At 55.7% G+C, this 12,735-nt stretch carries 12 protein-coding genes; 9 read left to right on the top strand and 3 right to left on the bottom strand.

Features of this window, described 5'->3' with window-relative positions:
- The first annotated feature begins 525 nt into the window (after nucleotides 1-525).
- Complete coding sequence (locus ACQZ5M_RS13515) at nucleotides 526-2,844, top strand: cation:proton antiporter domain-containing protein (RefSeq protein WP_449079994.1); 2,319 nt, start codon at nucleotides 526-528, stop codon at nucleotides 2,842-2,844.
- A gap of 195 nt (nucleotides 2,845-3,039) precedes the next feature.
- On the opposite strand, the gene ACQZ5M_RS13510 is transcribed toward ACQZ5M_RS13515, so the two are convergent.
- From ACQZ5M_RS13510 to ACQZ5M_RS13500, 3 genes are all read right to left on the bottom strand, one after another.
- Nucleotides 3,040-3,441 (bottom strand): hypothetical protein, encoded by a 402-nt coding sequence (locus tag ACQZ5M_RS13510; protein ID WP_449079993.1) that lies wholly within the window; start codon nucleotides 3,439-3,441, stop codon nucleotides 3,040-3,042.
- A 515-nt stretch (nucleotides 3,442-3,956) separates the two neighbouring features.
- The gene (locus ACQZ5M_RS13505) at nucleotides 3,957-4,169 is read right to left on the bottom strand and encodes a hypothetical protein (protein ID WP_449079992.1); all 213 of its coding nucleotides are present in this window, start codon (nucleotides 4,167-4,169) and stop codon (nucleotides 3,957-3,959) included.
- A gap of 139 nt (nucleotides 4,170-4,308) precedes the next feature.
- Nucleotides 4,309-5,382, bottom strand: a complete 1,074-nt coding sequence (locus ACQZ5M_RS13500) for an ABC transporter ATP-binding protein (RefSeq protein ID WP_449080139.1) — start codon at nucleotides 5,380-5,382, stop codon at nucleotides 4,309-4,311.
- Nucleotides 5,383-5,482: 100 nt separating this feature from the next.
- Between ACQZ5M_RS13500 and ACQZ5M_RS13495 the strand changes: the two genes are divergently transcribed.
- The 8 genes from ACQZ5M_RS13495 to ACQZ5M_RS13460 all read left to right on the top strand — a co-directional run bounded on the left by ACQZ5M_RS13495 (nucleotide 5,483) and on the right by ACQZ5M_RS13460 (nucleotide 12,694).
- Complete coding sequence (locus ACQZ5M_RS13495; RefSeq protein ID WP_296101414.1) at nucleotides 5,483-6,160, top strand: GntR family transcriptional regulator; 678 nt, start codon at nucleotides 5,483-5,485, stop codon at nucleotides 6,158-6,160.
- Nucleotides 6,157-7,137, top strand: coding sequence for an alpha/beta hydrolase (locus tag ACQZ5M_RS13490; RefSeq protein WP_449079991.1), 981 nt, complete (start codon nucleotides 6,157-6,159; stop codon nucleotides 7,135-7,137). The genes ACQZ5M_RS13495 and ACQZ5M_RS13490 overlap by 4 nt, the downstream gene beginning before the upstream one ends.
- A gap of 28 nt (nucleotides 7,138-7,165) precedes the next feature.
- A complete protein-coding gene (locus ACQZ5M_RS13485; protein WP_296101416.1) occupies nucleotides 7,166-8,365 on the top strand; it encodes an ABC transporter substrate-binding protein in 1,200 nt (399 codons plus the stop codon).
- 66 nt (nucleotides 8,366-8,431) lie between these two features.
- Entirely contained in the window at nucleotides 8,432-9,355 is a 924-nt protein-coding gene (locus tag ACQZ5M_RS13480; protein ID WP_296081672.1) for a carbohydrate ABC transporter permease, read from the top strand.
- Entirely contained in the window at nucleotides 9,352-10,185 is an 834-nt protein-coding gene (locus ACQZ5M_RS13475) for a carbohydrate ABC transporter permease (RefSeq protein ID WP_449079990.1), read from the top strand. The genes ACQZ5M_RS13480 and ACQZ5M_RS13475 overlap by 4 nt, the downstream gene beginning before the upstream one ends.
- Before the next feature lie 58 nt (nucleotides 10,186-10,243).
- Nucleotides 10,244-11,125: a sugar phosphate isomerase/epimerase family protein gene (locus ACQZ5M_RS13470; RefSeq protein ID WP_449079989.1), complete on the top strand. Its 882-nt coding sequence runs from the start codon at nucleotides 10,244-10,246 to the stop codon at nucleotides 11,123-11,125.
- Nucleotides 11,122-12,117: a Gfo/Idh/MocA family protein gene (locus ACQZ5M_RS13465; RefSeq protein ID WP_449079988.1), complete on the top strand. Its 996-nt coding sequence runs from the start codon at nucleotides 11,122-11,124 to the stop codon at nucleotides 12,115-12,117. Before ACQZ5M_RS13470 ends, ACQZ5M_RS13465 begins: the two co-directional genes overlap by 4 nt.
- A 145-nt stretch (nucleotides 12,118-12,262) precedes the next feature.
- Entirely contained in the window at nucleotides 12,263-12,694 is a 432-nt protein-coding gene (locus tag ACQZ5M_RS13460) for a GlcG/HbpS family heme-binding protein (RefSeq protein WP_449079987.1), read from the top strand.
- Nucleotides 12,695-12,735 lie beyond the last annotated feature (41 nt).

Below are 12,735 nucleotides of genomic sequence, written 5' to 3'. Positions count from 1 at the left end.
GCCGCGTTGCCAGAATCCTTTGGCAGCCATTGTTTTCACGGATCGCCTTGCGCGAAATCGCGTTGCTTACCTTCAAATCTAGCTCTGTTGCTCAGTCTGGGTATTTGTCCGCTTCGAAGATGTTGTTGCAGGATAAGCTAGACTCGTGCTTGGCTACACATGTCGACCCTCGATCCAGACACTCGCTCGTGTTCTAGATATTCGGGACTGGAGCCGCTTGCTACGATGTCGCTGGACACGATCATGTCCGGCTTTGTGCCGACCATTTAGCACAACCTATCATTCGAGCCCTCGAGGAAGCATCTTTACGGGGTGCAAGGTTTCTGAGCGAATAGGTAGGCAGTACAAGAAGTCGCTAAGCAGCATCGCTTGCCCGTTCTGTTTGCGAACAGGCTGCGGGAAAGCTGACGAAAACGGATGGGGTGTCTATTACGTCAGAGCCATTGGAGACAACTTTGGGGCTGCTTGGATAGCCGGATCGAATAAGGTCGTAGGCGCCTTCAGTCTTCTCTACGGAACATTGGCATGGCTTGCCCGTTTTATCGCCAGAAATGTACGGGGCCTCCATCGATGAAAATCAGAGTGAACTCTGTCCGGCTTAGCCTTTGGGCCTTGCCGACAGTCGGGATGTTAGTGACGTGCGGCGCCGCCTTTGCCGCCGATGGAAAATCCCCCGGCCCCTCAGAGGCCTTATTTCTAATCCAGATCATTGTACTTGTGGTCGTCGGGAGATTGCTCGGCGAGGCTATGGTGCGCATTGGGCAGCCGTCTATCATGGGCCAGATCATCGGCGGTGTCTTGCTAGGTCCTTCAGTATTTGGCCTTGTGTTTCCCGAAGCCCAGTCGACGCTGTTCCCGGATGGCGAGGCGCAAAAGGCGATGGCAGACGCCGTTGCTCAACTCGGTATTTTGTTCTTGCTTCTGCTCGCAGGTATGGAAACGGACCTTGGTCTGGCGTTGCGGCTGCGTCGTGCGGCGGCTGGAGTTTCGCTCTCTGGGATCGTGGTGCCTTTTGCACTCGGTTTTGCTTTGGGGGAGGTCATCCCCGCAAGTCTGTTGCCTGATCCCGACGCGCGATTGGTCACGTCGCTCTTTCTTGGAACCGCACTGTCGATCTCTTCGGTGAAGATTGTGGCGTCTGTGGTGCGGGAGATGGACTTCATGCGCCGTAATGTCGGTCAGTTGATTGTCGCTTCTGCTATTATCGATGACACGATCGGCTGGGTTATCATCGCTGTGACCTTCAGCCTGGCCACGAGTGGCGTTGTTGATGTTGCAATCCTCGCAAAGAGCGTCATTGGCACGATCGCGTTCATGGCCTTCAGCTTCACGATCGGACGGCGCATCGTTTTTGAGATCATTCGATGGGTCAACGATACCTTCAAGAGTGACCTGCCAGTGTTGAGTGCGATTATCGCCATTATGGGTGGCATGGCGATAATCACCAATTTGATCGGTGTTCACACTGTCTTGGGCGCGTTTGTCGCGGGCATTCTCGTCGGTCAATCCCCAATCCTGACACGCCAGATCGAAGGACAGCTACGTGGATTGACGACCGCGCTGTTCATGCCGGTCTTCTTTGGTCTGACGGGTCTGAATACTGATCTCGGCCTCTTGGCTGACCCATCTATATTGCTTCTGGCGGTAGGACTGATCCTGATCGCCAGTCTTGGAAAATTCGGTGGTGCCTTTGTCGGTGCTAAAATGGGTGGGTTCTCCAATCCAGAAGCTATCGCGCTTGGGTGCGGAATGAATGCCCGGGGATCAACTGAAGTTATTGTAGCTTCCATAGGGCTATCGGTCGGCGTGCTCGACGAACGTCTGTTTTCCGTGATTGTTGCTATGGCAGTCGTAACGACGATGGCTATGCCACCCACCTTGCGGTGGGCATTGGCGCGGTTACCGATGCGGGAAGATGAGGAGGATCGCCTGCGGCTTGAATCCTTCGAGGAAAAAAGCTTCCTGTCCAATTTCGAGCGTATCCTGCTTGCGGTCGACCATTCAGCCAGCAGCGATCTTGCTGCCCGCATCGCTGGACATTTCGCTGCCGTGCGCAAGATGCCAATTACCGTTCTGGATGTCTTGGACGAACCCGGCGATGGTCGAACTGACGAATTGGCGGGACGTATGCCGGACAGTCGCGCGAAAGAGGTCGGCGAGCGCGTGCAGAGCACTGCTGATGCGGCCCTGCAAATGGACGACGTCAAGCAAGCTTCGGCTGATGGTGAGGTCCATGTTACGATCCGAGCAAAGGACGGGGAACTGGACGACATCCTGTCGGAGACTGCGGACAAAGGCCATGACATGATGTTCGTGGGCGTTGAGCCGAGCACTGCCGAGGGCGGTGGGTACGGTGGTCGGCACACAACGATGGTGGATGCATTCGGCGGGACGACGGCGATTGTTTCGGCTCGAGGACATCTTCCAGAAGCGGATACCCAACTGCGTATACTTGTACCTGTCAGCGGGACAGAGCGTTCGCTGAACGCAGCAGAGTTTGCATTTGTCATCGCAAAGGCTACCGGCGGATCGATCGCTGCAGTGTATTTCAACGATCCTGCACAGGCAGCGTCTCTGTCGAGAGTGAGCGACACGAGTGGTGTCCAGCAATCGGCGTTCGAGCAACTTGACCAAATTGCAGAGTTCTACGGTCTGCCATTGGAGAAGGTCACGTCGCAGCAAGCATCACCGGAGTTGGCCATACTTAAGCATGCTCGAAGAGGCCGCTTTAATCTGATCATTTTGGGGGTCAACAGGCGGGCAGGCACTGACCTTTCCTACGGCACTGTTGCTGACACGCTCTTGGAAACCGCCGACCGCTCGGTCGTCTTTGTCGAACTATGATGGCCCTATTCCTAGGAACAGAAATCGCTCAAAATGTCACTCCTTCCGCGATAAGGGAGATCGTCCCCGCCTGTCCTAACACAGGACGCTGATCAGAATGCGCGACAGAGGGGTACGAAGCTCGTCAGGCGGACATCCTTGCTTGCGTGACAGATGCGAGCCGCTGTGTCGCTTTCTGCTGTCTAGAGAGCGAAATTATTGAAAGCTTGTCGGTGAGCGGTAGCTGAAACGCGGATTGTCAGACCCCAACTCGAAGACTGCGCCTGTGAAAAAATTCGGTGTTCCGTCCACGTCTTTGATACACCGGCCGAACGCGCCGAGCCTTAATAGACCTGATCGTCTTGTGACCCTGAAGGATATTGTGCCGAATAATCCATCAAGAATGGAGGCATGGGTCCGCTCGGCGACAATTTCTCTATCCTCTTGCAGGATTTTGGACAAAAGGGTCTCGATGTCGATTCCAGCAGCAAGTTTGTCTGGATCAAACCCGTAGAGATAAGAGTAGTACTCATCGCCAACGAGGCTGTTTCGAGACAGATCCCACGTGTACATACCGAGCTTCGCACCATTCAATTGAAGCCACATATCGTTTGCCAACTCTGCCCCCAACGGTAGTCGTTACAGTTTTTTACAATATACTAGAACACTGTTCGCACACTACACTCTTTCGACACATGGATTGTGCAAGGATCTGTAAACAAGAATGCCTGCAGGCGGACACAGGGCAGTTGCTGGTGTCGCTGGGTAGTTGAAGTCAAATCATTCCTGGCGTTGCTGACGGCGAGGTTACATTCGAGCTGAATAATTCCTGCCTGCTGGCGAGGCTCTGGCTCTGCGAGCGTACACTTTTCGCCAGTAGTTCGAAAACGCTTTTTTGGCTCCTCACAAACCACGCGACTTTCTCTTCGAAGGAGGCAGCGGTCATTGCTTTAGCTGGCGTCAACGTAGCGTCGGCCAGCCGCTTCCTAGCCGGCGGGACATCTCTTGTATTGATCCTTGCGCCGATCTCCATTCTTTCGAGAATTTCCTGACGTGCCTGCTGCTCAGCACCGACCAGAGCTTTGACGACGCGGCACGATGCTCGCGTGTTGCGAAGAACGAGCTGCGAGGCTTTAAGGGGCTTCGCGTCCCATGTAGGTCGATAGCTCGATGACAGACAAATTACATCGAGCCCTGAGGAAGGCTTTCACTCCCGCGGCAAACACGATTTCCGTCAGCCTATCTCCTGTCATCGCCAAGACAAGTTCGGTTATCTGACGCTGCAGTTCGGTAATCCGTTTTACCGCGAGTGAAAGCGCCTGCGCCCTTAGTCCGATGTCTGCCAATGGAGTAGCTCCTTTCTTGAGACGTCCATAAGACATCGGACCCTTCACGGCCGGTGAAGCGATCGCTAAAATGCGAACGCCCGTGGAACGTTCTAAGGACGGCGGTAAGCTCGGTATGTGGCTCCGTCGGTTAGCGCTCTCACACCGGATTTATCCTGCGGCCCGTCTTAGGATCAAAAAGATGGAGACTTTCGGTGCGCACTCGAAAATGTAACGTCTCACCAACGTTCACGTCACTTGTTCGAGGGAACTCCGCGCAGAGCATTTTCGAATGACCGATCTCCACGTAACCATATGTCTGACTGCCCAAGCGTTCTACAACTACTAACTCTCCGGTTACCCAGGCGTCGTCCTCAGAACACTCTATAAGGTCTTCAGGCCGAATGCCGACCACGATCTGACCGTCGAGCCTGCCGTAAGCAACAGCATCATCTAGATGGATCGACTTGTTGAGTAACGTGAGCAGGCCACGAGCGAGGTTTGCAGGAAGGGTGTTCATAGTCGGGCTGCCGATAAAGCGGGCGACAAACAAGCTTGCTGGTCTGTGATACAAATCCAGAGGTTTGCCGATTTGTTCGATAACGCCAGCATTCATCACAACAATGCGGTCCGCTAATGTCATCGCCTCCACCTGATCGTGCGTAACGTAAATGGTGGTCGCCTTCATGCGATGGTGGAGCTTAGCAATCTCAAGCCGCATCTCGACACGGAGCGCTGCGTCAAGATTGGACAATGGCTCGTCAAAGAGAAACGCGGCAGGTTCCCGGACAATTGCTCGACCCATGGCGACGCGTTGGCGCTGGCCACCGGAAAGCTGCGCAGGGCGGCGGTCCAAATAGTCTGTGATCTTAAGGATATCAGCCGCGTGAGAAACACGGTGACCGATTTCCTCGTCTTTGCTGCCACGCATCTTCAGGCCGAAAGACATATTGTCTCTCACGCTCATGTGTGGATAAAGCGCGTAGTCCTGGAAAACCATTGCGATGTTGCGTTCTGCAGGCGGCAGACGATTCACTGTCCGTCCTTCAATGTGCAACTCCCCACCGGAAATCTCCTCCAGTCCGGCAATCATTCGAAGAAGGGTGGACTTTCCGCACCCGGACGGGCCAACCAAGACGAGAAATTCGCCGCTTTCAATATCAATATCGATGTCGTGAATAACTTTTAGACTGCCGTAAGACTTCTGGATTTCCTTCAGCGCAATTTCGGCCACGTTTTCCTCCCTGGTCGCAACTTCGTGCTTGACGATCATTATCGATGTCAATATCGATAATGATAAGTTCATCGATACGCAACAGCGCAGGCACATTCGGATGGCATATTTTCCACCCAGGCAAACCGCGACGAAATCCCTCAAATCCAGCGCAGCGTTTGACACGCTGAAACGGGACATCATGCTTGGCGTGCTTGAACCGGGAACGGGATTGACCGAACTCGATCTAGCAACGCACTTTCAATGCAGTCAGGGCACTGTCCGCGAAGCCTTGTTGCAGTTGCAGGAAGAGGGCCTTGTGCTTCGAAAGGGTCGTCGGGGCACGCAGGTTTCCGAGTGTACCGCTGACGAGGCAATCGAAATGTTTCGGCTGCGGCAGCAGATCGAGGGTAGCGGCATTGCAAGGATGATGCGCGCTCCGAGCCGAACCCTGGTCAAAGACCTTGAGGACCTGTTGAGCAAAATGTTGGACGCCGCGGACGCTGCCGACGAACTGGAGCTTGCAGCTGTCGACCGTGATTTTCATCGTCGAATCTTCGAGGATGCCAATCTGCCCGCCCTCGATCCCATTCTTCATCGCTGCCTGGTTCATAATCATCGGTTCAAGATTTCGCGTAGCCCGATGTCGCGCGACTTGAAGGCAACCGCACTGCGTCACCGCAGCATCATCGAGTCTATCGAAAGCGGTGACGCGCGGCGCGCAGCCGCTTCCATGCATCACCACATTGCAACGATCGTCGATTTTGGTCCTGAGGTATTTCCGGAGAGCGTTCAGTGAGCGCCGCCCAGGTGCTATCGGGTGCGTTGTCGGCAGAGACCGCTGCTTTGATGGCAAAGACGCTGGCGGAGCTTGGCCCGTTACCAGACCCAACGACGTTGGCGGTTGAAGAGGGAAGGGCCCAGGCGGCGTTCGCGAGCGCGCGTTGCAATGTCGATCTGCCGCCGATGCAGAGCGTCTCGGAAGTCTGGGTCGATGAAGATCAAGAACTTGGTGCCGCCCGCTGTCGCCTGAAAATTCTCGTGCCGAATGGTGCTGGGCACGGAGCAATCCTGTTCGTACATGGTGGAGGCTTTGCATTCGGTTCTCCGGAAACGCACGAGCGCTGTGCACGAGTCCTTGCGATTGAAAGCGGGATGCCTGTGGTGTTGCCGGACTACCGGCTTGCGCCCGAATGTCCGTTTCCTGCAGGTCTGAAGGACGTGGTATCGGCACTCCGTCACGTCTTTAGCGCAACATCTGCTTTCGGTGTTTGCGATGGCCCTTTGCTGGTAGCTGGCGACTCCGCCGGTGCCAATCTCGCATTGGCAGCCATGCTGCACGAAGAGCAGGATGGACGGCCACTCCCAGACGGTGGGCTGCTGTTCTACGGGAACTATGCGTGTTCATTCGAGACGGCCTCCTACGTGCGCTTCAGCGAAGGGCCCGGACTGACGCGTGGCAAGATGCAGCGTTATTGGGGCTTCTATGCCGGGGGGGAGAAGATCGAAGCTGACCCTTTGGCATGTCCGCTCGTCGCAACCGATCTGCAACTGTCATCGCTGCCGCCTCTTCATTTGATGGCCGCGGAGGTTGACCCTCTTCTGTCGGACACGCTGGCTCTGAGCGAGCGTCTTCAATCGCTTGGTCGCAGCGATGAGTTGTTGATCATCCCGGGCGTGATTCACGGCTTTTTGCAGAACACATCCGAGCTGTCTGCCGCGCGGGAGGCGTTGGCGGCAGCGGGCAGTGCAGCTAGGCGACTAACCAGCCGCTGAAAACAAAACAAACCTGGAGGAGGAAGGCATGAAATTTCTGAAAGCAATGGCGCTCGGCGCTGCACTGGCGGCGTCGGCGGCGCTATCCCAGGCAAAGGCGGAAACGGTCCGCTTTTGGTATCATTTCGACAATCCAGCCAACCCGATGGCTGACCTGGTCAAAAAGTTTGAAGCAGCCAATCCGGGTATTACAATTCAGGCCGAGAATGTCCCGTGGAACAGCTATTACGATAATCTATACACGTCGCTTGTGGGCGGTAACGCACCTGATGCCGCGATGGTGAAGCTTTTCGCTCAACCGCGTCTCGTCGAAATGGGCGCGCTTGAGCCGATCGGCGACAAGATCGATGCCTGGAAAGGCAAAGCCGATCTTCTCGATAACGTACTCGAACTGAACAAGGGGCCGGACGGCACTCAATATTATCTGCCTATCCAGTATGTCGCTCTTTATCTCTATTATCGGAGCGATCTTTTTCAGGCGGCTGGTCTGCAGCCACCCAAGACCTGCGAAGATTTCAGAAACGCCGCTATCAAGCTGACAAAGGCACCTGACACCTATGGATTTGGCCTGCGCGGCGGCAAGGGAGGCTGGGATCAGTGGGGCGCGTTTGTCTTTTCTCAGGGAGCAGAACTGAAGCCAGGCGGCCTGATCAAGCCCGAGGCGATTGCGGCCAATCAGTGGGTGATCGACCTCTTCCAGAAGGACAAGGTAATTCCGCCATCCGCCCCCAATGATGGGTTCCAGGAAATCATTGCAGCTTTCAAATCGGGCAAAACGGCGATGACGATCCACCACATCGGTTCATCGAAGGATCTCGTTGCTGCGCTGGGCGATAAGGTATCCGCGGTGCCCGTTCCGAAGTGTGGCAACGGTCAGTGGACGTCCTATGGCGACGAGTCTCTTGCGATCTTCTCCAGTTCCTCAGTCAAGGACGCAGCCTGGAAGTGGATTTCATTTCTCGCAGAGGGTGAGAACAACGTCGCTTTCAATAGCGCCACTGGCCAGATGACCGTGACCAAGAGCGGTTCGGCGAATTGGAAGCTTCACGAGCGCCGCTTCGTTGATGCGACGGTCCAATCGCTGCCGTTTGCGAAGGTACTGCCCCAAACCTCGAATGTTTCCGAATTCGTCAATAGCGCGTGGCAGACGAATATGCAGCAGGCGCTGACGGGGCAGGTAACCTCTCAGCAGATGATGGAGCAGCTGCAGGCGCTTTTCGCTGAGTAGTAGCCGCCACCTCCTTGCCCCGACAACTGTGTCGGGGCTTCTTCCCGGCAATGAAACGGACGCAGTATGTCTTTGTTAGCAACATCTTCCTCGCAGCGCCGCGCGATTTTCGACTGGCGCTCGGAACGGCTTCTTCCATATGTCCTGCTTGCGCCTGCATTTGTCGTGACGCTGGTCATTGTCTTCATGCCGATGGTGCAGGCGGTGTGGACGAGTTTCTACGATCTCATCCTTTTTAAACCGAATGCCAGCAAGTTCGTCGGTTTCGGAAACTATGTGAAGCTCTTCAACGATCCTGTTTTCTGGGCCGCACTCTGGAACACTCTGTTATGGATCGGTTTGACCGTACCGCTTCAGATGGGGCTCGGCCTTCTGACGGCTTTGCTCTTGAACCGGGAGTTTCCGTGGCGTGGTCTGGCGCGAGCGCTGATCATTATTCCCTGGGCCCTACCCAGCGTGGTGATCGCCCTGATGTGGCGTTGGATTTATGATCCCAATACAGGTGTGCTGAACGACATCCTTATCTATCTGTCGGTCGTCCAAGCGGCAGTTCCATGGCTCGCCGATCCAAAGGTCGCGATCTATGCGATTATAGCAACGCTGACATGGCAAGGCTTCCCCTTTTTCGCGGTCATGATCCTCGCGGGGCTGCAAGGCATCCCGAAGAGTCAGTACGAAGCTGCGTCGATCGACGGGGCGTCATCATGGAGGCAGTTCCTGCATATAACGTTGCCTGGGATCGCGCCGGTTCTTGCGACCGCAGGGCTGTTGCGCGTGATCTGGGTTGCAAATTCAATGGATGTCATCTTCGTGATGACCGGGGGCGGACCTGGATATGCCACCTACACCCTGCCGCTCTATGCGTTCATAAAAGCTCGCCAAAACCTCGACTTCGGATACGGCACGTCCATTGCCGTTACCTTCACCATCCTTCTTGGCGCGTTCGTGGTTCTCTATCTCGCTCGCACCATGCGCGAGGTAGAAAGATGACACAGAAAAGCACGCTTCGCCGGATCCTCACAACAGATTTGCCTGTTCTTGCGATCGTCCTGTTCGCCATGGCACCGTTCGTGTGGATGATACTAACGTCACTCACGCCAACAGCCGTCCTTTCGGCTACCGGGGTCTCGCTGTCGCCCATGGGTTGGAGTATGGACAACTATGTTCGGCTCATCGAGCAGACGTCGTTTCTAAAAAACATGGGAGATAGCCTGATCATCGCCGGAGGCACGGTCGTCATCGGACTGATCGTTTCGGTCACCGCTGCCTATGCATTCTCGCGCTTTCGCTTCCGTGGGCGGAAACTATTGATGATGCAGTTCCTGCTAATCAACATGTTCCCGATGGTCCTGCTTATCCTGCCGCTTTTTGTGCTGATGCGCCGGTTCGGCATTCTCGACACGCATATTGGGCTTATTCTCGCGAATGCGACGGTCGCCATTCCGTTCGCGGTCTGGATGCTGACAAGCTATATCGCCGCGATCCCTAGAAGTCTCGATGAAGCGGCGATGACAGACGGATGTTCACGTCTGACGGCTCTCCGGAAGGTGGTTCTGCCTCTGACAATGCCGGGGATCATTTCGACCGGGATCTACATCTTCATCACCGCCTGGAATGAATATCTCTACGCGTTAACGCTTGGTGGCCGCAATGTTCGGCCTGTGACAGTCGCTATCCAGACGTTGATCGGTGAGTATCAAATCGAATGGGGCCTGCTTGCCGCAGGTGCCGTGGTCGGGGCCATGCCAGCAACAATTCTTTTCCTGCTCGTTCAGCGTCGGCTGATCGGCGGTCTGACGCAGGGCGCCGTGAAGGGCTGAGCGTCCTCGCAGAGGTCTTCGCGGCAATGGAATTTTATTCAATCATAAGGACACAAAGATGAACCCCATAGGGTTGATATCCATGCAGTATGCCCGCCCTTTCACGGCTGAGCATTTCCCGCTGTTCATGAAAATGCGCGATCATGGCTATGATTTCGTTGAGCTTCTTGTTCCAGAAATCGGTGAGCTCGCTATCACTGAGACAAAAAAGGCTCTCGACGATGCCGGAATTGGCGTTGTTCTCGCCGCTCGTGTCAATCTGCAGAGGAACCTGTCGTCCGCCGACGTGGATGCGCATCGTGCCGGTATCGATTATCTCAAATACACGGTCGATTGTGCTGCTGGTCTCGGCGCGACGGTGGTTGGGGGGCCATTGACAGGAAACCCGCTGGTCTTCGCAGGTCGTGCCCCACAGGTCGTGGAAGAAGCTGAGCGCCTTGCACGAAAAGATCGATGTGTCAGAGGGCTGAAGGAGGCGGGAGACTACGCGCAGAAGGCCGGCATTGTTCTGGCGGTGGAGCCCCTCAACCGTTTCGAGAGCGACGTGCTATGTACGACGCAGCAGGCGATGGAACTGCTTGATGCCGTCGATCATCCTGCTGTGAAGCTCATGCTCGACACCTTCCACATGCACATGGAAGAAAGTTCGCTATCAGAGGCCATCCGGCTCGCAGGGGATCGCCTTGTCCATTTCCAGGCGAACGAGAACCATCGTGGCTTCCCTGGGACGGGCTTGACGGACTGGGTCGACGTCTGCCGCGCCCTCCATGAGGTTGGTTACAAGGGGCCGATCTCGCTCGAACCTTTTCGTCGTACCGATGACCGTTTCGGTGTTCCGTTAGCCCAGTGGCGGGCGCCCCATGAAGACGAGAGCAATCGCCTGTCTGCCTCGTGCGCGTTCATGAAATCTCACCTCCTGCTGACGGAGTATCGTCGATGACTATAAAAATCGGTTGGATCGGCTGCGGCATTCACGCCACGCAGATGCTGCTTCCGCAGCTTGTTCGCCATGACGTCGACCTCGTCGCGCTTTGCGATATTGACGGCGCGCGCCTTAAAGATGCTGGCCGTCAGTTCGGAGTGACCAATCTGGTCAGTGACGTTGCCGATCTGCTGAAGACGCCGGGACTCGACGCCGTCGGAATGGCGGTTGGCCCCGACCAGCACTTGGCTTTCGGAAAGATGGCTCTCGAGCGGGGCTTGCCTGTTTTCATGGAAAAGCCGCCGTCGGGCAGCGCTGCCGGTGCTCGTGAACTTTTGGCTGCTTCGGAAAAGGCCAAGAAACCGCTCCTTCTGGGCTTCATGAAACGGTACTCGATCGGTAATCGCATGGCAGCCAATATCGTCAAGTCCGGTCGTTTCGGCGATGTCCTGGGATTGACTGGCTACTACATGACCGCACCGGGCTACTTCGTGGGTAACGTCGACTATACCGGCTTCTTCCTTCACCATTGCGTTCATTACATGGATCTCGTGTCTTTCCTGGTTTCCCCCGTCCGCTCGATTAACGCCCGCAAAGTCGAGAAAACACCGGGGCGCGTACTCTTCCACGTTGGCTTCGAATTCGAATGCGGGGCTATCGGGAATGTGGCGATGGGCACCATCCAATCGCGCGGCACGCCGGTCGAGCGCATTGAGCTCATGGGCGATCACCAGCGGATCGAAGTGGACGACGTGATCGATATCAAATGGCACCGAAACCCGCCGTTCAAGATCGATGATCTCGGTGCAACACTGAACGAGGATTGCGACACGCTGACATGGAAGCCGAACTTTACGGCAGCGGCCAATGAGGATCCCAAAGGCTACCATTCTCTGCTTGCAGATGTGGTTCCCGCCCTTGCTGGAGCAAGTACCCCCGCGCCGACGATCGTCGAGGGAGTTATCGCGATGGAGCGTCTGGAAACGCTTCGCCGTCAACTCGCGCTTTGATATCCTTGGGGGAGTGTCGTTCCGAAGATCGGAGCGACCTCATTCAATGATAGTCTTTGCGTCGAGTAACAGGCTAGTGCCCGCTATTGATCTTTCGAATGCGGTGCGCTGCCTGAGTTGGTAGGTACACGAGAGGAAACAGCAAATGTTGGTCATCAAGCGTTTGGACATAGAGGACGCGCGCAGCCTGATTGCAGGAGCGCGAGCGAAAGCAACGGAAATTGGCGTGCCAATGTGTATCGCTGTTGTCGATGAATCCGGTCAGTTGATCGCATTTGAACGAATGGACGGGGGTAAGATAACCAGCACCATCATTGCCCAGGACAAAGCGTACACGGCGGCCGGCGCCAAGCGCACGACCGAGAGTTACGGCGCGGCAAGCCAGCCAGGCAACCCCGCCTATGGCATCAACTCTGCGATCGGTGGGCGCCTGGTGGTTGTAGGCGGCGGATTGCCAGTGATAGTTGATGGCGAGGTCGTAGGCGGAATTGGCCTGAGTTCAGGCACGCCAGCCCAGGATACGCAATGTGCTCAGGCCGGCATTGACCACTTCCTGGCGTCCAGACTACAGGCGTAGGACAAGTCGCGGTGATGCTTCGCTTGTTGTTGGGCATTACC

It is taken from the genome of Rhizobium sp. 22-785-1, from assembly GCF_053521965.1.
This window is presented reverse-complemented; position numbering and strand designations above follow the sequence as displayed.

What these genes read in the sequence shown, in the direction of transcription:
- ACQZ5M_RS13515 (WP_449079994.1), top strand. Translation starts at nt 526, where the DNA reads ATGGCTTGCCCGTTTTATCGCCAGAAATGTACGGGGCCTCCATCGATG.
- ACQZ5M_RS13495 (WP_296101414.1), top strand. Translation starts at nt 5,483, where the DNA reads ATGGCATATTTTCCACCCAGGCAAACCGCGACGAAATCCCTCAAATCC.
- ACQZ5M_RS13485 (WP_296101416.1), top strand. Translation starts at nt 7,166, where the DNA reads ATGAAATTTCTGAAAGCAATGGCGCTCGGCGCTGCACTGGCGGCGTCG.
- ACQZ5M_RS13480 (WP_296081672.1), top strand. Translation starts at nt 8,432, where the DNA reads ATGTCTTTGTTAGCAACATCTTCCTCGCAGCGCCGCGCGATTTTCGAC.
- ACQZ5M_RS13475 (WP_449079990.1), top strand. Translation starts at nt 9,352, where the DNA reads ATGACACAGAAAAGCACGCTTCGCCGGATCCTCACAACAGATTTGCCT.
- ACQZ5M_RS13470 (WP_449079989.1), top strand. Translation starts at nt 10,244, where the DNA reads ATGAACCCCATAGGGTTGATATCCATGCAGTATGCCCGCCCTTTCACG.
- ACQZ5M_RS13465 (WP_449079988.1), top strand. Translation starts at nt 11,122, where the DNA reads ATGACTATAAAAATCGGTTGGATCGGCTGCGGCATTCACGCCACGCAG.
- ACQZ5M_RS13460 (WP_449079987.1), top strand. Translation starts at nt 12,263, where the DNA reads ATGTTGGTCATCAAGCGTTTGGACATAGAGGACGCGCGCAGCCTGATT.